This window comes from Bradyrhizobium sp. SZCCHNRI2009 (genome assembly GCF_032485115.1).
GTDB lineage: Bacteria > Pseudomonadota > Alphaproteobacteria > Rhizobiales > Xanthobacteraceae > Bradyrhizobium.
In genome coordinates this window covers 167,600-187,937 of record NZ_JAUEUH010000012.1, presented here as the reverse complement: position 1 = coordinate 187,937, position 20,338 = coordinate 167,600, and the positions used below count along the sequence as shown (strand labels likewise).

Sequence of the window (20,338 nt, the reverse complement as noted above, 5' to 3'; positions counted from 1 at the left end):
TGCGGCGGGCGTGCAGCCGTTGCGGCTGCTTGACGGGCTTAGAGTGCGTCGGTGTCGGTTTCGCCGGTGCGGATGCGGCGGGCATGATCGATCGGCGTCACGAAGATCTTGCCGTCGCCGATCTGGCCGGTGCGCGCGTGCGTCGTGATCACCTCGACCGCCTTCTCGGCGATGTCCGAGTTGACCGCGATCTCGATGCGCAGCTTGGGCAGGAAGTTCACGATATATTCGGCGCCCCGGTAGATCTCGGTATGGCCCTTCTGGCGGCCGTAGCCCTTGACCTCGGTGACGGTCATGCCGTGGACGCCGATCGCGGTGAGGGCTTGGCGCACCTCGTCGAGCTTGAAGGGTTTGATGATCGCGACGACGAGCTTCATGGGCGGGCCCTGGTTTCCTCAGGTAGAAGCAGCCTGTTTCGGAGGCAGGCTTGGGATGGCCGTTTTGGCCTGTTCCTAGGCAAATGGCACAAAATCAGCGCAGCGTTAAGCGAAAACGTCAAGGAGTGACGGATATCACTGAACGGAACGCGACATCGCCCGACAGACTGAAGACGTTTTCCTGCCATCCTCCATTCAAGGACATCCCATGTCGAATCGTTCCTGGTATTACGCGGCGCAAGGCCAGCAACAGGGCCCCATTTCGGAAGACGAACTGCGCGACCTGATCGCCCGGGGTGTCGTCACGGTCGAGACGCTGCTGTGGAGCGACGGCATGGCCGGCTGGGAGAAGGCCGGGCGCATTCCCGGCCTGATGTCGGGCGTGCCGAGCATCTCCCCCGGCGTCCCGCCCGCGTTCGAGGCCGGCGTGCCTGCGTCGGGCGGCGCGCTCTCGGTCAAGCTGGACACCTGGTCCTATCTCGGCTGGACACTGCTGTATGTCGTCGGCCAGTTCCTGGTGGTGATCACGCCCTGGACCGCTGTCTATCTCTACCGCTACGTGATCGAGCGGATGCGGGTGCCCGGCCGGCCGAACCTCACCTTCACCGGCCAGCCGCTCGACATCTGGTACGTCTTCATCGCGATGGGCGTGCTGGCCTACGTCGGCCTCAGCGACCGGCCGATCCTCAACCTGATCTCGCTGGTTGCCCCGGCGTTCCTGGGCTGGATGGTGCTGCGCTGGCTGCTGAGCAACCTCGCTTCGAATGGCGAGCGGTTGCCGATCCATTTCGAAGGCAGCCCCGTCGTCTATGCCGGCTGGTACCTGCTGATGATCGTGTCGGGCATCACCGTCATCGGCTGGGCCTGGGTGCTGACCGCCTGGATGCGCTGGGTCTGCCGCAACATCCAGGGGACGCGGCGCGAGGTCGTGTTCACCGGCTCGGGCCTGCAGGTGCTGTGGCGCACCTTCGCGTTCGTGCTCGGCTGCTCGGTGATCATTCCGATCCCGTGGCTGCTGCGCTGGTACAGCGCCTGGTACGTGTCGCAATTCGCGGTCGTCCCGCGGACGGCACAGCCGGTGTGATGCGGCTAGGCCCGGCGCTCGCGGATCGAGCCCTCCTGCGCGACGGAGGCGACCAGCGTGCCGTCGGGCTTGAAGATCGAGCCGCGGGTGAGCCCGCGGCCGCCCTGCGCGCTCGGCGAATCCTGCGCATAGAGCAGCCATTCGTCGGCGCGGAACGGCCGGTGAAACCACATCGCATGATCCAGCGAGGCCGGCATCATGCGCTTGTCGAACAAGGTGCGGCCATAGCGCGCCATGACCGCGTCGAGCAGCGAGAAGTCCGACGCATAGGCCAGCGCGCACATGTGCAGCGCCGGATCATCGGGCAGCTTCGCCGCCGTCTTGATCCAGACGTTGATGCGGCCATCCTCGATCTTCTGGCCGAAGTACCGGTTCAGTTCGACGGGGCGCAGCTCGATCGGCCGGTCGGATTCGTAGTAGCGGCGGATGAAGTCCGGCATCCTTTGGAAGACCTCCTGAAACATCGGCTGCTTGGAGATCTCCTCCGCCGTCAGCTTCTCCGGCGGCGGCACGTCCGGCATCTTGTCCTGGTGGTTGAACGCGCTCTCCTCGTCGCTGTGGAACGACACCATGATCGAGAAGATCGCATTGCCGTGTTGGATCGCGGTGACGCGACGCGTCGCATAGCTCTTGCCGTCGCGCAGACGCTCGACCTGGTAGATGATCGGCACCTGCGGGTCGCCGGGCAGGATGAAGTAGCAGTGCAGCGAATGCGGCAGCCGGCCCTCGACGGTGCGGCAGGCCGCCATCATCGCCTGGCCGATCACCTGGCCGCCGAACACGCGCTGCCAGCTCGTCTTCGGGCTGTTGCCGCGGAACAGGTTCACCTCGATCGGCTCGAGATCGAGGATCGAGATCAGGTCGATCAGTCCCTTGGACATGGCGTGGTGCTTTCGCTGGCTCGGCCGGCCGCTCCGGTCCCGTTCTCGCGGGATCAGGCATCCGGAATTGATGGCCTCGGGTGGCAGCCCTTGGTTCACGCCCCTGTTTCGCCCAGCTATAATCCTCCCGCAAGAGTAACTGTGAGCAGGGTGGCATGACGACACAGCGAAGCATTGTCATTTGTGGCGGGGCCTTTGCCGGCCTGGCGCTCGCGCTCGCGCTTCGGCAGGGGCTCGGTCCCGAAGTGCCGGTGATCGTGGCCGACCCGGCGCTCGCCAACCGGCCGAGCCGCGATCCACGCGCCAGCGCCATCGTCGCGGCGTGCCGCAAGCTGTTCGATGTGATCGGGGTCTGGGCGGACGTGGCGCCGCAGGCGCAGCCGATCCTCGACATGGTCATTACCGATTCCAAGCTCGAGGACGCGACCCGCCCGTCGTTCCTGACGTTTGCGGGCCAGGTCGAGGCCGGCGAGCCGTTCGCGCACATGGTCGAGAACCGGCTCTTGATCGACGCGCTGGTGCGGCATGCGGAGGCCGCAGGCGTCGAGCTCAAGGCGATGCCGGTGACCGGCTTCGTGACGCGGGCCGACGGCATCGCGGTGACTCTGGGCGACGGCAGCCAGCTCGAGGCGAGCCTGCTGGTGGCCGCTGACGGCGCGCGTTCGAAGCTGCGCGAGCGCGCGGGCATCCAGACCCATGGCTGGGACTATGACCAGTCCGGCATCGTCGCGACCATCGGTCATGAGCGCGACCATGGCGGCCGCGCCGAGGAGCATTTTCTTCCGCCCGGACCATTCGCGATCCTGCCGCTGACCGGCAAGCGCTCCTCGCTGGTGTGGACCGAGCGGCGCGCCGAGGCGAAGCGCCTCGTCGCGCTCAGCGCGGATGAATTCCACGCCGAGCTGGAGAGGCGCGCCGGTCTGCATCTCGGCGAGTTGAAGGTGCTCGACCAGCCGCGCGCTTTTCCGCTGTCCTACTTCGTCGCCCGCTCGTTCATCGCGCCGCGGCTGGCGCTGGTCGGCGACGCCGCCCATGTGATCCACCCCATCGCGGGGCAGGGGCTCAACATGGGGCTGAAAGACGTCGCCGCACTGGCCGAGGTCGTGGTCGATGCGGCAAGAATGGGGATCGATCCGGGGCAGGTCGATGTCCTCGAACGCTACCAGCGCTGGCGCCGCTTCGACACGATGGCGATGGGCGTTGCCACCAATTCGCTGAACTTCCTGTTCTCGAACAAGTCGACGCTGTTGCGGGCCGTGCGCGACATCGGCCTTGGCATCGTCGATCGCGCGCCGCCGTTGAAGGAGCTGTTCATCAAGCAGGCCGCGGGCCTCACCGGAGAGATGCCACGGCTGCTGAAGGGTGAGGCGCTGTAGAGCATGATCCGGAAAAACGGGAACCGGTCTTCCCTCGCGACAAACGCCGAAGGCGTTTGCGCGGAGATCATGCTCGAACAAAGAGCTCAGCGCGGGCCTGCGGCGGCGATGAAGCCGGCGACGGCCTCGACCATGTCGGGGTCGAGCGGACGGTCGGGGTCGTTGTAGGAGGCGAGGTTCTCGTCCTCGTTGGCGACGTCGACCAGGACGTGGTTCATCTCCGGCAGCCACAGCGACTTGGCGGTCGGTGCGGCGGCGGCGAGCGCGACCATGTCGAGGCGTGCGATCTGGTGGTCGCGGGCGCCGCCGACGATCAGAATCGGGATCGTGAGCTGCTTCAGTGGATCGATCGGGTCCTCGGCAAAGGCGGAGCCGATGCTGGGCTGCATGCTCGGTGCGACCGGCAGCTCGGGCGGTGGCGGGTCCACGACCTGCCCGGCCATGATGGCGTCGATCGCCTTGGCGACCGGCTCCATCTTCGCGGCCGGCAGCTTCTTCTCTAGCTGCGCCTTCAACAGGTCGCCCTGCCGCCGCGCCGACGTCGTGAGCAGCACGAGGCGGTCGACCGGGGTGCGGCGGGCGGTGAGGATGGCGACCAGGCCGCCCTCGCTGTGGCCGACGAGAACGATGCGGGCGAACTTGCCGCGCAGGAAGTCGACCAGCGCGGCGGCGTCGTCGACGTAGTCCTTGAAGCGGAAGTCTTCCGGGCGGCCGAATTCCGCCTTCCACCCCCGCGCGCCGCGCTTGTCGTAGCGCAGGCTGGCGATGCCTTGGGTAACGAGCTGCTCGGCGAGCTTCTTCAAGGTCGCCGGCTTGAGCTGCGGCCCGTTGCCATCCCGGTCCGTCGACCCGGAGCCGGCGATCAGCAGCGCCACCGGCGGGCGCTCGACACCCGCTGGCGTCGTCAGGACGGCGTCGAGTGCGCCAATGCGGACGGCGCTCTCCTCGGCCGAGACCCCCGAAGCGAGGGCCATCAGCGCCACGGCGAGCGCACAGCGGATCACGACGGGCCGCATCGGTCAGTCGATCTTCCGCGCTTCCTCGGGCAGCATGATCGGGATGCCATCGCGGATCGGGTAGGCGAGCTTCGCCGACCGCGAGACCAGCTCCTGTTTCGCCGCGTCGTATTCCAGCGGGCCCTTGGTCATCGGGCAGACCAGGATCTCGAGCAGCTTGGGATCGACGGAATTGGCGGGGCGTTCGAGCGGGGCGTTCATGGCAAGGGTCTCCGGCGGGCGCCTCTGTAGCATAACGTCCGCTCGCTTGTCGTGCTTCAAGGCATGTGCCGGGCGATCCGGATCAGCTCGTCGATGACCGCGTCCAGTTGCTCGGCCGGCAACGGCCGATCCGACAGCGCGTGGCCGAGGAAGGTCCAGTACAGCACCTGGGCGCGTGCGCGCGCGATCGCCGGCACTAGTCCCTCGGCTGCAAGCAGGCTCTCGACATAGCCCAGCCGGCGCCTGTCGATGGCTTGGACAGCCTGCCGCGCGGCGGGGTCGGATCCGGCCCAGTTGCGCACGGCGCGCTCCAGGGTGAGCTTGACGTTGAACGCGCGGCGGAGGAGCACGGCAATGGCCGGCTGGTCGCCGGCGTTCGCCTCCACCCCGGTGATGATCTGCTCGGCCGCAATCTCCCGCCACTTCTTGAGGAGGGCCGCGTGAAACCCGGCCACATCGGCGAAATGCCAGTAGAAGCTGCCGCGCGACACGCCCAAGGCTTTCGCCAGCGGCTCCGCCTTCAGCGCGGTGAAGCCCCGGCTGGCCAGCACCTTCAATCCCTGTGTCAGCCAATCGTCGGCCGAGAGCTGATCGGTCATGTCGTCACCATGAGACGACCATACACAGCTGTATTGACGACCGCCAGGGCTTCGTGCATTGTCCATACATAACTGTATGGAGGCGTGCCATGCGCGATGCGCTGCTCGTGACCGCGGGGCTGATGGCGATCACCGTCGCCGTGATCCACGGCGTGCTCGGCGAGACGACGGTTTTCGCGCGTGCCACCATCTCGCCGGAGCGGCTGCGAACCCTGCTGCGGCTGGTCTGGCAGACTGGCACGGTGGCGTGGATCGGCTGTGGCGTGCTGCTCGCCGTCGCCCCGCAAATGGCGTCGGAGTCGGCGCGGCATTGGACGGTGACCACGGTCATCGTCGTGTTCGCTTTCGCCGCAGGCGCCAATGCGCTCGCGACGCGCGGGCGGCATTTCGGCTGGGTCATGCTCGCCGGCGTAGTCAGTCTCGCCATCGCCGGCTACTGACGCGGCGAATCCCGGTCCACCGCAGCGCCGCCACGTACCCGGCGAGAGGAAGGCATCGCGACGCTCCGTAACCGCCGCGTCGCCTCAACTGCTGTTCGGCCGCACTCCGTTCACCGCGAGGCCACTGCCACGACACATTCGCCAAGAATGGTTCCAACTTAGAAGGAGTCTCTTTGCAGACACGGCGACGAGCCGCTTAGCTGTTCGTCGTCGCGAACGGGTGCCCGGCGTCGACATCGATCCGGGCGCACAACCGTTCTCCGATTTGCTTGTCTGGATAGGAGAGGGGACGGATCGATGTTGGTCGACGTGGTGCGGAAGTTGGTCGTCGTAGGTGGAAGCGTCGGCGTGCTGTTGATGGCAGCGCAGGCGCACGCCGGGGGATCGAGCGAGATCTGCCTCACCTATGCCAACGGTCAATTCGAGCCCAAGGAGCCGACCGTTCCTGCGGACGCGCCGCTGACCATCCGCGTCCGGAACATGGAGGGCAAGGCCATCGAGTTCGAGAGCGAGACCCTGAAGGTCGAGAAGGTGATCGCGGCCAACAGCGAGGCGGTGCTCAACGTCCGCGCCATGAAGTCCGGGCGCTACGAGTTCTACAACGACTTCAACGAAAAGGCCCGCGGCTTCGTCAACGTCCAATAGGTCCATATCCCATGCTCGCCGCCCTGATCATCGTCTTCCGCGAAGTGTTCGAAGCCGGCCTGATCGTCGGCATCGTGCTTGCCGTCACCAGCGCGGTCCCGCATCGCCTGCGCTGGATCGGCGCGGGGCTGTTTGCCGGCCTGGTCGGCGCATGCATCGTCGCGGCGTTCGCGGGAACGTTGACCCAGCTCTTTGAAGGCATGGGGCAGGAATTGTTCAATGCGGGGATCCTGTCGGCTGCCGTGATCATGCTGACCTGGCACAATGTCTGGATGGCCCGGCACGGCCGCGAGATGAGCACTGAGCTGCGGACGATGGGCCAGGCGGTGGCAGACGGCGCCAAGCCGCTGGTCGCGCTGGCGACCGTGATCGCCATCGCCGTGTTGCGCGAGGGCAGCGAGGTCGCGCTGTTTCTCTATGGGGTCGCGGCCTCCGGCGACGGCAGCGGGCGGGCGCTGCTCGGTGGCGGCGTCCTTGGCCTGCTGCTCGGCGTTGCCGTCTGTCTCGCGACCTATCTCGGCCTGATGCGCATCCCGCCGCGCGCGCTGTTCAAGACCACCACCGTGCTGATCACCCTGCTGTCGGCGGGAATGGCCGCGCAGGCGGTGGTCTTTCTCGCCCGCGCCAACTGGCTGACAACGTTCGACCATGTGGTGTGGGATTCGAGCGCGGTTCTGCCCGAGCGTGGCGTCGCCGGGCGGACGCTCAAGGCTCTGATCGGCTATACGGATCAGCCTACCGCGATGCAGCTCGCAGTCTACATCGGGGTGATCGTCACCACCATCGCACTGATGCGCCTGACGGCGGCCCCGCCAGCGCCGCGCGCGGCTCCCGCCGAGTGATCATTGCAGCGGCGGATCGCCCGAGGTCCGCTTCTTGGCGAGATCCATCTCGGTCACGGCGATAAGGATTTCGGCGCGGGTCTTCAGGTCCGGCGCCTCGAGCATCGCCTGCTTCTCCGCCGGACCATAGGGCGACATCATCGCCAGCGCGTTCACGAGCGCTTCGTTCGGCGCCGCTTCGATGCCGGCCCAGTCGACCTTGAGATTGTTCGCCTTGAGGAAGTCGGTGAGAACCGCGAGCAGCGCTTCGCGGTCCACCGCCTCTTCACCCTTGCGCGCCGTGAAATCATCGACGAACGGGAAATAATCGACCTTGCACTGCCGATAGGGCGTGAGCACCGTCATTTCCTCGACCACCTTGAAGCGGGACACGCCGGTGAGCTCGAGGATGTAGCGGCCATCGCCGGACTCGGCGAGCTGCGTGATCCGGCCGACGCAGCCGACCTTGAACAGCACCGGGCGCTCCTCGCTGGAGGAGTGCGTGACGTCGGGCTGGATCATGCCGATGAGCCGATGGCCGTCACGAAGCGCATCGTCGACCATCGCGAGATAACGCGGCTCGAAGATGTTGAGCGGCATTTGGCCGCGCGGCAGCAGCAAGGCTCCCGCCAACGGAAACACCGGAACGATCTCCGGAAGCTCGGCGGGACCGCGATATTCGGCATTGATCGGCATGCGATACCTCGTGTCCGCTGGAACGAGCGCGCGTCCCGTCCAGCCGGGTTACGAAAACAGGATCGTCGACAGCCGCTTGCGGCCCTCGATGGTGGCCTCGTCGGCGCCGCCCCAGGCTTCGAAGAACTGCACGAGCTGCTTACGCGCGCCGTCTTCGTTCCATTTGCGGTCACGCTTCACGATCTCGAGCAGCTGGTCGGTGGCTTCCTTCCGCTTGCCCGCGGCGTTCAGTGCGGTCGCCAGGTCAAAACGCGCCTGGTGGTCGAGCGGATTGGCGGCGACCTTCTGTTCGAGCTCGCCGACCGGCCCAAGCGACTGGGCCTGCTCTGCCAGATCGATCGCGGCCTGCACGGCGGAGACCGCCGAATCGCTGCGCTTGGAGTCCGGGACCATCGCAAGCGTCTGCTTGGCCTCGTCGATCGCGCCGAGCTCGACCTGGCACTTCGCAAGCCCGGCGATCGCGGGGATGTTGGCGGCATCGATCGCGAGCACCTCGGCATAGATCTCGGCCGCGCCGGCCGCATCGCCTTCAGCGAGAACCGCTTCGGCTTCCTTGAGGATTTCGGCGATGTCGGGCTCGCCGGCGCCGGGAACGCCCTTGGTGATCTTTTCGATGAAGGCGGCGACCTGGCTCTCGGGCACGGCACCCATGAACCCATCGGCGGGCCGTCCGCCGACGAACGCGATCACAGCCGGAATCGACTGGATGCCCATCTGGCCAGGGATGGCCGGATGCTCGTCGATGTTCATCTTGACCAGCTTGACCTTGCCCTTGGCGGCCTTGACGGCTTTTTCCAGGATGGGCGTCAGCTGCTTGCACGGTCCGCACCACGGCGCCCAGAAGTCGATGAGGACCGGCTGCCGCTTCGATTCCTCGATGACGTCCTTCACGAAGCTCTGCGTCGTGGTGTCCTTGATCAGATCCGGCACCTGCGGCGCCGGTCCGCCGCCCTGCTCAACAATGGTCACGGGGTCCCTCGTCCGAAAAATTCCGATGAACGGCGACCGGGAACCGGCCGCCGCCGCGCCTCAATACACGTTTTCTTTCACTTTAAGTGGCGGTCCAGCTGGAAATTTCAATCAGCGCCCATCGCGGTCCGGTGATGGGCAGGTCTCAGCCCGGTTCGGCCGGTCCCGGCCGCTAAAATTTGAACGTCGCCGGCGTACGAAACCTGTCGCAGACCTGTTGCATTCGTCCGCGGCATTTGGCATAGGTCTGCCCGTCGCTGGCGGCCACGCCGCCAAGGCGTCACGGATGCGGGTGTAGCTCAGTGGTAGAGCACGACCTTGCCAAGGTCGGGGTCGAGGGTTCGAACCCCTTCGCCCGCTCCAAAAATTTCGCTCCGTTGTTCCTTCGTCTCGTGCCTCATCATTTTGTCGGCGGGGATTTGTCCCAGGCCGCGAGCACGTCGGCGAATACCCGATCTCCACTGGGACCTTTGCCGATTGCGAGGATGCCGCGGCGCTGGTTCGCATAGACGACCGGGATGTCGAACCATTCGCGCCGTGCGAGCAGCTCCTCGTTGCGCGCGCGATCGGCCTCGACGTTGGACAAGCCCACCAGGAACGAACCTTCGGTGATCTTGACGGAAAGCCCGGCAAGCGGCGTCCCGCGCGACTTCTCATCCGTCTTCATCAGCATTCCTGGGACGCTGCTGATGCCGCCACCGACGAAATCGGCAGCGGGCCTGAATGTGAGCTCGGCGACATGGCTGGCCGGCAGGCTGGGATCGTCGTTGCGGCGCAACTGCAGGCTGACCTTCAGTTTGCGCTCGGGAATGTCGATCTCGCCACGGATCACCGGCGTGGGCCGTCCCGATTGTGCCTTCTTGACCGTCTCCGTCCGCCAGGTGACCGAGCCGGAATAGCGCTTACCCTTGGGGTCGGAGAGATCCTCATCATACAGCACGGCAAGTCCGGGCGTCCGCGCATCTGCCGCGTCGGACGATGCGGTCGGGCTCGAAACGGGAGCGTTGCTCCGGGCGGCGGCGGGGCCAGCGGGCTGCGCCGGCTTCGCCGCAGCGGCGCTCAGTTGAGCGCCGCCGTCGATCGACGTGAACATCACGAGCGGCTGCTGCGCTCCGCCCGTGGCTCGCTCCACCGCCGCGTTGGTCTGGTTGAAGGTCTCGATCAGGCGTTGGCCTGGCTGCTGCAGCGCCTCTGCAAGGGCGGCGGCGAACACGCCTTGACCGTCCGGGCCGCGCTGTCCCGCCGTCCCCGCCTGTGCGGCAAAGGAGATCACGGTCCGTGCGGAAACGTCGACCGGGACGAGGCCGGCGGCAAGACCGGCAATGCCGCGCCCGGCGAACGGATTGGAGCGGAAGGCGTCGAGAATGATCACGTTCTGCCGGGGGCTCGATCCGCCCAGCTCGCGCAGAATTGCAGTCAGGTCGCGCAGCTCGGTCTCGAGATCCGCAGCTGTCGCCGGTGCCGCGTCGACCGGGACGAGATAATCGGCGCCGCCCAGGTTGAGCCCATAGCCGGCATAATAGATCAGCGCGACGTCGGCGTCCGCGATCCGGCCCTTGAACTCGGCAAGCGCGCGATCGAAGCCGCGTCGGTCGAGATCGATCTGCGCGGCACCGCCGCTCAGGGTGAAGCCGAGTCGCGACAGGCTGTCGGCGATCAGCCGGGCATCCGCCGCCGGCTCCTCCAGCAGCGGTGCGTGCTCGTGGATGGCGTTGCCGATCACCAGCGCCACCCGCTTGTCAGCGGCAGCGGGCCCGGTCGAGATCAGGATCGCGCCGACGACAAGGATGGTTGCAGACAGCAGCTGTCCAACTCGGCCGATCACCCGACGCATGCCAACGATCTCCTGTCACCCGATCTGCTCGATCGATGATTTTACCGCATTTCGAACAAAGCAGGAACAAGAATCGTGGCAGGAAAAAGAGAAATTGCCGTGGGCTGTCGGCGACCTAGACGACCACCGGCGTGCGCACCCGGCCGGCATCGCCGAACACGCGGAGATAACGGGCGATCTCGGCGGGATCGCCGGTCGCCTTCTCCGGGTTGTCGGACAGCTTCACGGCGGGGTGCCCGTCGGCCGACGTCACCTTGCAGACCAGCGAGATCGGATCGAGGTCGACCGAGCCGTCCGGCGAGCAGCCGACGAAATCGTTGGTCAGGTTGGTGCCCCAGCCGAACGACAGCCGCACCTGGTCGGAGAACCGATGATGGATCTGCTCGATCGATTCGACGTCCATCGCGTCGGAGAACACGAGCAGCTTCTGCTTGGGATCACGCCCCTTCGATTTCCACCAGGCGATGATCTCCTCGCCGGCCTGGATCGGAGGCGCGCTGTCGGGACGGAAGCCGGTCCAGTCGGCGACCCAGTCGGGTGCGTCGCGCAGGAAGGCCTTGGTGCCGAATGCGTCGGGCAGCGCGATCAGCAGGTTGCCTGCGTAGGTCTGCCGCCACTGGTCGAGAATGCGATAGGGCGCGAAGCGCAGCTCGTCATCGTCCTTGGCAAGCGCGGCGGCGACCATCGGCAGCTCATGCGCGTTGGTGCCGATGGCTTCGAGATCGTTGTCCATCGCCAGCAGCACGTTGGAGGTGCCGGTGAACGACGGGCCGAGACCTTCCTTGACGGCCTCGACGCACCAGCGCTGCCACAGGAAGCCGTGGCGGCGGCGGGTGCCGAAATCCGACAGCCGCAGCCCCTCGAGCTTGCGCAGCCGCTCCACCTTGGCCCACAGCTTGGCCTTGGCGCGGGCGAACAGCACGTCGAGCGCGAACCGGCCCTGGCCCTTCATGGCCTGGCGCGAGCGCAGCTCGTTGACGATCGCGAGCGCCGGGATTTCCCACATCGTGGTGTGGGTCCAGGGCCCGTGGAAATGCAGCTCGTACTGGCCGTCGGACTTGCGCAGCTCGTATTCGGGCAGGCGGAAGGTGGCGAGCCAGGCGATGAACTCCGGCGAGAACATGTGGGTCTTGCCGTAGAAGGTGTTGCCGGCCAGCCAGATCAGCTCCTTCTTGGCGAAGCGGATGGTGCGGGCGTGGTCGAGCTGGGCGCGCAATTCGCCCTCGTCGATGACGTCGCCGAGCCGCACCCGCCGGGTCCGGTTGATGACCGAGAAGGTCACCTGCTGAGTCGGGTAGAACTCCCGAATCATCTGCAGCATCAACAGCTTGTAAAAATCGGTGTCGAGCAGGCTGCGCACGATCGGATCGAGGCGCCAACCGTGATTATAGGTTCTGCTCGCGATGTCTGTGATTGTCATGTGATCGTTTTACAGCGCTGGCCGCAAACCCGCCACTGGGCTTGTCGGAGGAGGCCCTCGTGGCGCGGCGGCATCCTTGCTCGGGGGTCGTGGCGGCGATTAGCGCGCCAGGAGCGGCACGCCGGGATCGAACGCCAGCACCGCTTCGGCCCATTTCGCGACGCGGAGCACGTGGAGGTCGTTGCGATAGGGGCCGGCGATCTGCACGCCCAGTGGCAGGCCGTTGTTGCCGAACCCGGCCGGCAGGGAGATGGCCGGCGCTCCGACGAAGGTCCAAGGGGCGCAATATTCGGCGTCTCCGGTCCAATCCAGGCCGCGCGGCGCTTCGCCGAAGGCTGGCAAGGTGAGCACTGCGTCGAAGCCGTCGAGCTCAGCGGCGAGCGCCTTCTGCCTGAGGGCTTGGGCCGCCTTCGCAGCGAGATATTCCATGGCCGTCTTGCTTCGCCCGCTCTCGACGTGGCCCTTCATGACCTCGCTGACCCGGTCGGGATAGCGCGCGATCAGATCGGAGAAGATCGTGGTCGCCTCGCTGAGCATGATCGTGGTGATCGCATCCCAGTTCACCGCGTCGAGCTCTCTCAGTTCGATCTCGTCGATCGTCGCGCCGGCGCTGCGCAGCTTGTCGACGACCGATTCGAACACCGCCTTCTGCTCGGCCTCGGCGCGCTCCCATTTGGCGAAGCGCACCACCGCAAGCCGTGGCGTGCGGAGCGGCGTGAGGCCGTGGTCGATGTCGACGGTGAAGCCCGGCAGCGGCCGGCCGTGGCGATCATCGGCGCTGGTGCCGGCCAGCAGAGAGAGGGCCAAGGCCACGTCGTCGACGCGGCGGGCGAAGAAGCCGACATGGTCGAGCGACGGGCTGAGGGGATGCACGCCGACGCGTGGAATCGCGCCGAAGCTCGGCTTGAAGCCGACGACGCCGTTGAAGGCCGCCGGTCGGATCACCGAGCCGAGTGTCTGCGTGCCCAGCGCGAGCGGGACCAGGCCGGCCGCAACCGCCGCGGCCGATCCGGACGATGAGCCGCCCGGCGTGTGCTCGGGGTTCCATGGATTGACGGTCGGACCTGGATGACGCCAGGCGAATTCGGTGGAGACCGTCTTGCCGAAGATGGTTGCGCCGAGATTGCGCAGTCGCTCGACCACCCAGGCGTCCGCATCCGGCACGTGATCGCGGTAGATCTGCGAGCCGTTGGTGGTCGGCATGTCCGAGGTGGCGATGATGTCCTTGATGGCGACGGGAATTCCACCGAGCGGGCCGGTCTTTGGAGCGACATCCCGCGGCAGATATTCGAATGCTTTCAGCCGCGGCTCGATTGCCTGCGTCTTCTTCAAACAATCTTCACCATAGGCGGTGGCCGCTGTCGGATCGGCTGCAAACCGTCGCAGCAGCTCGAGAACGCCGGCACCGGCCTTTGGCGTGGACACAGGGATACGCTCGGACATTCATCGATCCTGTCGACTTGATCTCATTGCCGCGCGGTGAACGGTCGCAGCCGGTTGTTCCGATCCTATCGGGTGTTCAAGCGCACGCCAATCGTCCGGCCGATCGGAGCATATGAATACAGCGCATGGCGGCAGGCCCGTGCCGCGTGGCGGACAATCGCCGATGCGGCGCAGGCGTGAGCATGGGCATGCGCATCCAGTATGAGATGAGTGGAACGGCATCTCTTGAGCCTCGCGCGAACCTGGCAGCAATCCGCTTCTCACCCGCTCAGGATGTGCTACCATTTTCGAGCAGGACCACTGGTGTGGTCGGCCAAAGGACGTCTTCAGATACGTTCCGAATAGTAGACGCAGCCACACGAGCTGCCTCATGGGAGTGAAGCGATGACATCGGCTTTTCACCGAAGCATTCTTGCGCTTGCAACAATCAGTCTTCTCGCCGGCACCAGCATCGCCGGCGCGCAGCAGCAATCCGATCAGGGCAAGGGCCTGAAGAAATACGAATCAGGCACCAAGGAGTTCTGGACGCATCCGCCGGACGACTGGTTCCTCGGTGACGAGACCGAGGCGCAGAAGGGGCTGGCGCCGCCATCGGGCCCGCCGACCGGCGCCTCCGATGCCGAGCTTGCGAAGATCGTCAAGCAAGTGAAGCTGCCGGACGGCTTCAAGATGGAGGTCTGGGCGTCGGGCGTGCTCGCCGCGCGGCAGATGGCGTGGGGTGACAAGGGCACGCTGTTCGTCGGCTCGTTCGGACTCGGCAACGTCTATGCGATCAGCGACAAGGGCGGCAAGCGCGAGGTCAAGACGGTCCTCAAGGGCTTGAACATGCCGACCGGCCTCGCCTTCCAGGACGGCAATCTCTACGTCATCGCCGTCGACAAGCTGATCAAATACGAGAATGCCGAGGCCAATCTCGACAATCTCGGCCAGGGCCAGGTCGTCTATGACGACATGCCGTCCTATGCGGCGCATGGCTGGAAATACATCGCGGTCGACAAGGAGGGCTGGTTCTATATTCCGTTCGGACCGCCCTTCAACATCGGCATTCCGCCGACATCGGTGTCGCAGATCCGCCGCGTCGATCCGCGCACCGGCAATGCCGAGATCTGGGCGCTCGGCGTGCGCAACAGCGTCGGCGGCGACGTCGATCCACGCACCGGCCGCTACTGGTTCACCGAGAACGCGCGCGACTGGGTCAGCGATGAACTGCCGAGCGACAAGCTCAACATGATCTCGAAGATCGGCGAGCATTTCGGCTATCCCTATTGCCATCAGGGTGACATGCCGGATCCGAAATTCGCGATGGGTCACAAGTGCTCGGAGTTCACGCCGCCGGTGCTGAACCTCGGTGCGCACGTGGCGCCGCTCGGCATGAAGTTCTACACCGGTGACCAGTTCCCGGCGGAGTACAAGAACAACATCCTGATCGCCGAGCACGGCTCCTGGAACCGGCACAAGTACCAGGGTGCGCGGATCATGCGCGTCATCGTCGGTCCCGACGGCAAGGACGCCAAGCAGGAGGTGTTCGCTTCCGGCTGGCTCGAAGGCGACCAGGGCTATCTCGGCCGTCCCGACGACATCATCCTCGCCAAGGATGGCTCGATCCTGGTGGCGGACGACTGGGCCGGCGCGATCTATCGCATCAGCTACGAGAAGAAATGAGCTCGTCGTGAAAGCGGGGCTGCGCGCTGCCTTACGGCGGCCGCAGCTCCAACTATTTTGACAGTCGCGCGTTGACCGGGGGCGAGGTACCGCTCATCGACCGAAGGCCGGTCCGCGCGCCATAGCAATGATGGGAGCGAGAACCCCCGCGATGACTCCAGGGACCTCCAGAATGTGCCAGGCAGCAGCGGCCGCGCTGGCGCTCATGCTCGTGCTTGCGGCGCGTCCGGCCGACGCCGCCGATCTCGAGGCGGGCAAGACCAAGGCACAGCTCTGCGTCGGCTGTCACGGCGATAACGGCATCTCGCAGACCGAGAACATTCCCTCGCTCGCCGGCCAGCAGGATCAGTTCATCCAGTGGCAGCTCGTGTTCTTCCGCGCCGGCACACGCAAGAACGAGGCGATGAAGCCGATCGTCGATCAGCTCACCAACGAGGATATCCGCAATCTCGGCGCCTATTTCGCCTCGCTGCAGCCGGCCAAGGCGCCGCCCGACAATGATCCGGATCTGTCGGCCAAAGGCGCGCAAGCCGCCGCCGGCCGCCGCTGCGCCTCGTGCCATCTCGACAGCTATGCCGGCACCAAGGGCGTGGCGCGGCTCGCCGGCCAGCGCGAGGAATATCTCGTCAAGGCGCTGCACGACTATAAGAGCGGCCAGCGCGTCGGCGGCAGCCAGGCGGCGATGACGGATGTTGCCTATCCGCTGAGCGACGAGGAGATCACGGCGCTCGCGCATTATCTGGCGCATCTGTAGCTGGGACGCCGCCCAGATCACAATTGTCGTCCCGGCCTCGCGCCGGGACCCATACCGCGGAGGCTATCGAGGGACGTCGGTGAGAGTGACCTGCTTCACTACGGGCGGTGGCTAAGGGTCCCGGCGCGAGGCCGGGACGACATCGGAGTCTGTGGCGCCGTCGTGCCTGACCAACGGTTCGGCGAACACCGAGGCGACACCAAGAGCTACTTGTCCCGCTGTGCCTCATAGACCTTGAGCTGGGTATAGGCGATGCGCAGCCGTGGCACCGGGACCTTGGCGGCATCGGCGCGGGCGACGAGATCGCCGATGACGTGATCGGCCTCGACCGGCAGGCCGGCGCGGAGATCGCGAAACATCGAGGCGGTCATCGGTGATCCCTCCGCCGTGAGCATGCCGGAGACACGCTGGAAGAAGGCGCCAGCCGGAGGGTAGCCGGCGGCCGCAGCGGTGGCGCTGCATTCGTCGAGCATGCCGAGCAGGAAATCCTTGCCGCCCGGCGCGGTCAGGATCACGCCGACCGGCCCGCGCATCAAGGTGGTCGACGCGGCGAGCGAGGACAGGAACACCCACTTCTCCCACATGTCCTGCATGATGTTCTCGCTGGCCGACGCATTGAAATTGCCGCGCTGGAAGATCTCGAAGATCGCGCGGACGCGCTCCGACGATCCGCCGTCGCGCTCGCCGAAGCTCAGCGACTGCATCGGCTGCAGCTGCACCACCTCGCACTGTTCGTTCAATGTCGCGGCGATGGCGCAGAGCCCGCCGAGCACGCGCGCGCGCCCGAACCTGGCGTCGAGCACGTCGAGGTGCTTCATGCCGTTGAGCATCGGAATGATCGCGGTGTCAGGTCCCACCGCCGGTGCAAACGAGCCGATCGCGTCGTCGAGATCGAAGGCCTTGCAGCTCAGCAGGACGACGTCGAAGTGCTGCTTCAAACCATCCGCCTGCACCGTCCGCGGATTGGGCAAGGTGACGTCACCGGTCGGACTGCGGATCACGAGGCCGGCACTGGCGAGCTCAGCCGCGCGCCGCGGGCGGACCAGGAAGGTGACATCGGCTCCGGACTGCAGCAGCCGGCCGCCGAAATAGCCGCCGATGGCGCCGGCACCGACGACGAGGATACGCATGGGGGTCTCTCCGTTAGCAAGGCTGCATCATGACGAAGCGCGTGGCGAATGACGAGTGGCGAATAGGGATGGCCACCATTCGCTACTCGCCACTCCCTATCGCCCCTACCACTTCTCGCCAAACGGCCGGATCTCCATTTCGAAGGTCCAGGCGCTCTTCGGCTGCTGGTAGAGCTGCCAATAGGCGCCGGCAACCGAGGACGGCGGCATCAGCAGGTCCGGATTGTCCAGCGCCTCCTCGCCCCAGAGCTGGGCGCGGCGCTCGCGCACCCAGGCGGTGTCGACGCCGGAATCGATGATCAGGTGGGCGACGTGAATGTTCTGTGGCATCAGTTCGCGCGCCATCGCCTGCGCCACCGCGCGCAGGCCGAACTTGGCGGAGGCGAAGGCCGCGAAGCCGGCGCCGCCGCGCAGCGACGCGGTCGCGCCGGTGAAGAAGATCTTGCCGCCGCCGCGCGGCAGCATCAGCCGGGCGGCCTCGCGGCCGGTGACGAAGCCGGCCCAGCACGCCATCTCCCAGACCTTGCGGAACACGCGGTCGGTGGTCTCCAGGATCGGGAAATTGACGTTGGCGCCGACATTGAAGATCACGACCTCCAGCGGCGCATGCTTGTCGGCGTCGTTGAGGAAGGCGGTGGTCTCGTCCTCCTTGCGGGCATCGAGCGAGCGCGCCACGATCCGCCCGCCGGCGCTCTCGACCTCCGCGACCAGCGGCGCGAGCTTGTCGCCATTGCGGCGGCCGGCGAACACCGTGAAGCCTTCGGACGCGAACTTCTTGACGATCTCGGCGCCGATGTAGTCGCCGGCCCCGACGACCGCGACGGTGGCGTTGCGCTGCTGCATGCTTGGTCTCCGTTCTCCCGAGGCGTCATTGCGAGGAGCGAAGCGACGAAGCCATCCAGTCCTTCGTCGTGGCTCTGGATCGCTTCGCTCGCGATGACGGCGATTACCTGCCTAGGATGTAGTCCTCGACGTCGCGCAGCTGTTCCTTGCCGAAGAACATCTCGTTGCCGACGAAAAAGGTCGGCGAACCGAATGCGCCGCGCTCGACGGCGCGCTGGGTGTTCTCCACGAGCTTCGCCTTGACCTCGGGCTCCTGGGCGCGGGCGAACAGCCTGGCCCCGTCGAGCCCGGACGATGTGATCGCGGCGATCGCGATCTCGGGATCGTCCATCTTCTTCGGCTCGCGCCACATGTGGTGGAACGCCGCGTCGACATAGGCCTCGAACACGCCCTCGAGCTGGGCGGCGATGGCCGCGCGCATCAAGTTCAGCGTATTCACCGGGAAGTACGGATTCCAGACCCAGGGCTGCACGTGGTAGCGCTTGAGGAAGCGCTGCGTCTCGACCTCGTGGAACTCACGCTTGTTCTTGATGCCGGCGAGCGACTCGGCGGGCGACTTGTTGTTGGTCGCCTTGAAGATGCCGCCGAGCAGCACCGGGACATAGTAGAACTGGACGCCGATCCGCTTCACGATCGCCGGGATCGCCTCGTGGCTCAGATAGGCGTTGGGACTGCCGAAGTCGAACATGAATTCTGGCGCTGGACGGCTCATGGGCGGTCTCCTCGGTTTTTCGCATTGTGGTCCAGCGCAGCAGCCCCGTCCAGGGTTTTATGACGGTCATCATATTCCAGCGGCCGGAAGACGCCGGTGGTGCGTCAGATCATCCGGCGCACCGTCCGCTTGCGCCATACCAGGAGATAATAGCTCATCTGCAGCAGCATCATCGCGGCGAACGTGATGGGATAGGCGAGCCAGACGCCGTCGAGCCCGATGCTGCGGCTGAGCCAGGTAGCGGCGGGCACCTCGATCGCGGCGATCGCAAACGCCGAGATCGCCAGCGGCATCCACACCGTCCCGGAGGCGCGCATCGCCGACGAGAACGTGATGGACATGCCGAACAGCACGGAGCTCCACAGCACGATATGCAGCGAATGCTGCGCCACCTCGATGACGGCAGGGTCGGTGATGAAGAAACCCATCAGCACCCGTGAGAACAGATAGCCGATCGCGACCAGGCCGCCGGTCAGCACCACGTTCATCTCGATGCCCGTCCGCACGATGTCGCCGATCTGCTCGGCCTGGCCGCGGCCGATCGCCTGGGCGCCGAAGATCGAGACCGAGATCGCGATCGACAGCGCCGGAAACTGCACATAGCCCAGCACCTGGTTGACCGCGCCATAGGCCGCCGTCGCGTCCGAGCCGAAGCCGTTGACGAGGCCGATCAGCACCATCTCGGCCAAGGACATCACGATCATGCCGATCGCGGCGGGGATGCCGAGCCGCAGCACCGCCCGCAGCAGCTTCGGATCAGGCAGCATGCCCTGCAGGAAGGCCGCATCGATCGCCAGCGGATGCTTGCGCCGGCGCAGATGGACGTGGAGCCAAGCCAGCGTGGTCAGGGTCGAGATCGCCGACGCCCAGGCGGCGCTGGCGACGCCGAGCACGGGCGCGCCGAGCCAGCCGCGGATGAAGACCGGGGTGAGCACCAGCCCGAGCGTGGTCGATGCGGCGAGCGAGGCCAGCGGCGTCACGGTGTCGCCGACGCCGCGCATCTGCGACGACAGCAGGATGTAGGCGAAGGTCAGCGGCATCGTGATCGTCATGATGCGGGCATAGCCCGCGGCGGCATCGAGGATGTTGGCGGGAGTGGCGAGCGCGGTCAGCAATTCGCGGCTGAACAGGCCGCCGAGCACCGCGATCAGGCCGCCGAGCAGCAGCGCAATGGTCAGCGTCGTGCCGGCGACCTGCTTCACCTTGGCGGGCTCGCCGGCGCCCCAGGCCTGTCCGATCAGAACGCCGGCGCCCGAGCCGAGGCCCATGACGAAGGAGACGAAGAAGAACATCGCCGGGAAGAACACCGAGACCGCGGCGAGCGCATCGACGCCGATCATCTGGCCGAGATAGACATTGTTGATGGTGCCGAACAGCGATTGCAGCGTGTTGCTTAGCATCATCGGAACGACGAACATCAGGAACGGCTTGCGCA

General features: G+C 66.1%; 21 protein-coding genes and 1 tRNA gene. 8 read left to right on the top strand and 14 right to left on the bottom strand.

Features of this window, described 5'->3' with window-relative positions:
- Positions 1-38 precede the first annotated feature (38 nt).
- The gene (locus QX041_RS31870; protein ID WP_172112996.1) at positions 39-377 is read right to left on the bottom strand and encodes a P-II family nitrogen regulator; all 339 of its coding nucleotides are present in this window, start codon (positions 375-377) and stop codon (positions 39-41) included.
- Between the two features lie 208 nt (positions 378-585).
- Here QX041_RS31870 and QX041_RS31865 point away from each other — a divergent pair, with 208 nt between their 5' ends.
- The gene (locus tag QX041_RS31865) at positions 586-1,461 is read left to right on the top strand and encodes a DUF4339 domain-containing protein (RefSeq protein WP_316167803.1); all 876 of its coding nucleotides are present in this window, start codon (positions 586-588) and stop codon (positions 1,459-1,461) included.
- A gap of 5 nt (positions 1,462-1,466) precedes the next feature.
- Here the strand turns inward: QX041_RS31865 and tesB are convergent, their stop codons facing one another.
- Positions 1,467-2,342: an acyl-CoA thioesterase II gene (gene tesB, locus QX041_RS31860; protein WP_315715848.1), complete on the bottom strand. Its 876-nt coding sequence runs from the start codon at positions 2,340-2,342 to the stop codon at positions 1,467-1,469.
- Between the two features lie 155 nt (positions 2,343-2,497).
- Between tesB and QX041_RS31855 the strand changes: the two genes are divergently transcribed.
- The gene (locus QX041_RS31855) at positions 2,498-3,718 is read left to right on the top strand and encodes a ubiquinone biosynthesis hydroxylase (RefSeq protein ID WP_316167802.1); all 1,221 of its coding nucleotides are present in this window, start codon (positions 2,498-2,500) and stop codon (positions 3,716-3,718) included.
- Positions 3,719-3,804: 86 nt separating this feature from the next.
- On the opposite strand, the gene QX041_RS31850 is transcribed toward QX041_RS31855, so the two are convergent.
- The 3 genes from QX041_RS31850 to QX041_RS31840 are packed head-to-tail and all read right to left on the bottom strand — an operon-like array spanning position 3,805 to position 5,534.
- Positions 3,805-4,734 carry an alpha/beta hydrolase gene (locus tag QX041_RS31850; protein WP_315825736.1) on the bottom strand — a complete coding sequence of 310 codons (930 nt, stop codon included), beginning with the start codon at positions 4,732-4,734 and terminating at the stop codon, positions 3,805-3,807.
- 3 nt (positions 4,735-4,737) lie between these two features.
- Entirely contained in the window at positions 4,738-4,935 is a 198-nt protein-coding gene (locus QX041_RS31845; protein ID WP_006613415.1) for a Trm112 family protein, read from the bottom strand.
- Positions 4,936-4,991: 56 nt separating this feature from the next.
- Positions 4,992-5,534: a TetR/AcrR family transcriptional regulator gene (locus QX041_RS31840; protein WP_315715851.1), complete on the bottom strand. Its 543-nt coding sequence runs from the start codon at positions 5,532-5,534 to the stop codon at positions 4,992-4,994.
- A gap of 89 nt (positions 5,535-5,623) precedes the next feature.
- On the opposite strand from QX041_RS31840, the gene QX041_RS31835 reads away from it, so the two are divergent.
- The 3 genes from QX041_RS31835 (at position 5,624) to QX041_RS31825 (ending at position 7,461) form a co-directional block, all read left to right on the top strand.
- Positions 5,624-5,974, top strand: coding sequence for a hypothetical protein (locus tag QX041_RS31835; RefSeq protein WP_315715852.1), 351 nt, complete (start codon positions 5,624-5,626; stop codon positions 5,972-5,974).
- Between the two features lie 297 nt (positions 5,975-6,271).
- Complete coding sequence (locus tag QX041_RS31830; protein WP_315750576.1) at positions 6,272-6,619, top strand: cupredoxin domain-containing protein; 348 nt, start codon at positions 6,272-6,274, stop codon at positions 6,617-6,619.
- 11 nt (positions 6,620-6,630) lie between these two features.
- Positions 6,631-7,461, top strand: a complete 831-nt coding sequence (locus QX041_RS31825; RefSeq protein WP_315825738.1) for an FTR1 family protein — start codon at positions 6,631-6,633, stop codon at positions 7,459-7,461.
- Here QX041_RS31825 and QX041_RS31820 read toward each other — a convergent pair whose 3' ends face one another.
- Both QX041_RS31820 and trxA read right to left on the bottom strand, forming a co-directional pair.
- The gene (locus tag QX041_RS31820) at positions 7,462-8,136 is read right to left on the bottom strand and encodes an LON peptidase substrate-binding domain-containing protein (protein WP_315825739.1); all 675 of its coding nucleotides are present in this window, start codon (positions 8,134-8,136) and stop codon (positions 7,462-7,464) included. It lies immediately after the preceding gene.
- 48 nt (positions 8,137-8,184) lie between these two features.
- The gene (trxA, locus tag QX041_RS31815) at positions 8,185-9,105 is read right to left on the bottom strand and encodes a thioredoxin (RefSeq protein ID WP_315825740.1); all 921 of its coding nucleotides are present in this window, start codon (positions 9,103-9,105) and stop codon (positions 8,185-8,187) included.
- A gap of 288 nt (positions 9,106-9,393) precedes the next feature.
- Here trxA and QX041_RS31810 point away from each other — a divergent pair.
- Positions 9,394-9,468 (top strand) — tRNA-Gly (locus QX041_RS31810).
- A gap of 37 nt (positions 9,469-9,505) precedes the next feature.
- Here QX041_RS31810 and QX041_RS31805 read toward each other — a convergent pair.
- From QX041_RS31805 to QX041_RS31795, 3 genes are all read right to left on the bottom strand, one after another.
- Entirely contained in the window at positions 9,506-10,939 is a 1,434-nt protein-coding gene (locus QX041_RS31805) for a caspase domain-containing protein (protein WP_315825741.1), read from the bottom strand.
- A gap of 115 nt (positions 10,940-11,054) precedes the next feature.
- Positions 11,055-12,359, bottom strand: coding sequence for a nicotinate phosphoribosyltransferase (gene pncB / locus QX041_RS31800; RefSeq protein ID WP_316167801.1), 1,305 nt, complete (start codon positions 12,357-12,359; stop codon positions 11,055-11,057).
- A gap of 99 nt (positions 12,360-12,458) precedes the next feature.
- Positions 12,459-13,802, bottom strand: coding sequence for an amidase (locus QX041_RS31795; protein ID WP_315825743.1), 1,344 nt, complete (start codon positions 13,800-13,802; stop codon positions 12,459-12,461).
- 384 nt (positions 13,803-14,186) lie between these two features.
- Between QX041_RS31795 and QX041_RS31790 the strand changes: the two genes are divergently transcribed.
- Positions 14,187-15,464 (top strand): PQQ-dependent sugar dehydrogenase, encoded by a 1,278-nt coding sequence (locus QX041_RS31790; protein ID WP_316167800.1) that lies wholly within the window; start codon positions 14,187-14,189, stop codon positions 15,462-15,464.
- A 172-nt stretch (positions 15,465-15,636) separates the two neighbouring features.
- The gene (locus QX041_RS31785) at positions 15,637-16,218 is read left to right on the top strand and encodes a c-type cytochrome (protein WP_315825744.1); all 582 of its coding nucleotides are present in this window, start codon (positions 15,637-15,639) and stop codon (positions 16,216-16,218) included.
- A gap of 206 nt (positions 16,219-16,424) precedes the next feature.
- On the opposite strand, the gene panE is transcribed toward QX041_RS31785, so the two are convergent.
- The 4 genes from panE to QX041_RS31765 all read right to left on the bottom strand — a co-directional run bounded on the left by panE (position 16,425) and on the right by QX041_RS31765 (position 20,321).
- A complete protein-coding gene (gene panE / locus QX041_RS31780) occupies positions 16,425-17,348 on the bottom strand; it encodes a 2-dehydropantoate 2-reductase (RefSeq protein WP_316167799.1) in 924 nt (307 codons plus the stop codon).
- A gap of 105 nt (positions 17,349-17,453) precedes the next feature.
- Entirely contained in the window at positions 17,454-18,191 is a 738-nt protein-coding gene (locus tag QX041_RS31775) for an SDR family NAD(P)-dependent oxidoreductase (RefSeq protein WP_315750583.1), read from the bottom strand.
- A 103-nt stretch (positions 18,192-18,294) separates the two neighbouring features.
- On the bottom strand, positions 18,295-18,903 hold the full coding sequence (locus tag QX041_RS31770) for a 2-hydroxychromene-2-carboxylate isomerase (protein WP_315715864.1): 609 nt from the start codon (positions 18,901-18,903) through the stop codon (positions 18,295-18,297).
- A gap of 104 nt (positions 18,904-19,007) precedes the next feature.
- Positions 19,008-20,321, bottom strand: coding sequence for an MATE family efflux transporter (locus tag QX041_RS31765; protein WP_315825827.1), 1,314 nt, complete (start codon positions 20,319-20,321; stop codon positions 19,008-19,010).
- Positions 20,322-20,338 lie beyond the last annotated feature (17 nt).

Bases quoted from the DNA above. Each gene is read 5' to 3' on its own strand.
- panE (WP_316167799.1), bottom strand. From the start codon at position 17,348: ATGCGTATCCTCGTCGTCGGTGCCGGCGCCATCGGCGGCTATTTCGGC.
- QX041_RS31770 (WP_315715864.1), bottom strand. From the start codon at position 18,903: ATGAGCCGTCCAGCGCCAGAATTCATGTTCGACTTCGGCAGTCCCAAC.
- tesB (WP_315715848.1), bottom strand. From the start codon at position 2,342: ATGTCCAAGGGACTGATCGACCTGATCTCGATCCTCGATCTCGAGCCG.
- QX041_RS31830 (WP_315750576.1), top strand. From the start codon at position 6,272: ATGTTGGTCGACGTGGTGCGGAAGTTGGTCGTCGTAGGTGGAAGCGTC.
- QX041_RS31825 (WP_315825738.1), top strand. From the start codon at position 6,631: ATGCTCGCCGCCCTGATCATCGTCTTCCGCGAAGTGTTCGAAGCCGGC.
- QX041_RS31840 (WP_315715851.1), bottom strand. From the start codon at position 5,534: ATGACCGATCAGCTCTCGGCCGACGATTGGCTGACACAGGGATTGAAG.
- pncB (WP_316167801.1), bottom strand. From the start codon at position 12,359: ATGACAATCACAGACATCGCGAGCAGAACCTATAATCACGGTTGGCGC.
- QX041_RS31870 (WP_172112996.1), bottom strand. From the start codon at position 377: ATGAAGCTCGTCGTCGCGATCATCAAACCCTTCAAGCTCGACGAGGTG.
- QX041_RS31865 (WP_316167803.1), top strand. From the start codon at position 586: ATGTCGAATCGTTCCTGGTATTACGCGGCGCAAGGCCAGCAACAGGGC.
- QX041_RS31775 (WP_315750583.1), bottom strand. From the start codon at position 18,191: ATGCAGCAGCGCAACGCCACCGTCGCGGTCGTCGGGGCCGGCGACTAC.
- QX041_RS31790 (WP_316167800.1), top strand. From the start codon at position 14,187: ATGACATCGGCTTTTCACCGAAGCATTCTTGCGCTTGCAACAATCAGT.
- QX041_RS31805 (WP_315825741.1), bottom strand. From the start codon at position 10,939: ATGCGTCGGGTGATCGGCCGAGTTGGACAGCTGCTGTCTGCAACCATC.
- QX041_RS31845 (WP_006613415.1), bottom strand. From the start codon at position 4,935: ATGAACGCCCCGCTCGAACGCCCCGCCAATTCCGTCGATCCCAAGCTG.
- QX041_RS31785 (WP_315825744.1), top strand. From the start codon at position 15,637: ATGTGCCAGGCAGCAGCGGCCGCGCTGGCGCTCATGCTCGTGCTTGCG.
- QX041_RS31820 (WP_315825739.1), bottom strand. From the start codon at position 8,136: ATGCCGATCAATGCCGAATATCGCGGTCCCGCCGAGCTTCCGGAGATC.
- QX041_RS31850 (WP_315825736.1), bottom strand. From the start codon at position 4,734: ATGCGGCCCGTCGTGATCCGCTGTGCGCTCGCCGTGGCGCTGATGGCC.
- QX041_RS31765 (WP_315825827.1), bottom strand. From the start codon at position 20,321: ATGTTCGTCGTTCCGATGATGCTAAGCAACACGCTGCAATCGCTGTTC.
- QX041_RS31835 (WP_315715852.1), top strand. From the start codon at position 5,624: ATGCGCGATGCGCTGCTCGTGACCGCGGGGCTGATGGCGATCACCGTC.
- QX041_RS31855 (WP_316167802.1), top strand. From the start codon at position 2,498: ATGACGACACAGCGAAGCATTGTCATTTGTGGCGGGGCCTTTGCCGGC.
- QX041_RS31795 (WP_315825743.1), bottom strand. From the start codon at position 13,802: ATGTCCGAGCGTATCCCTGTGTCCACGCCAAAGGCCGGTGCCGGCGTT.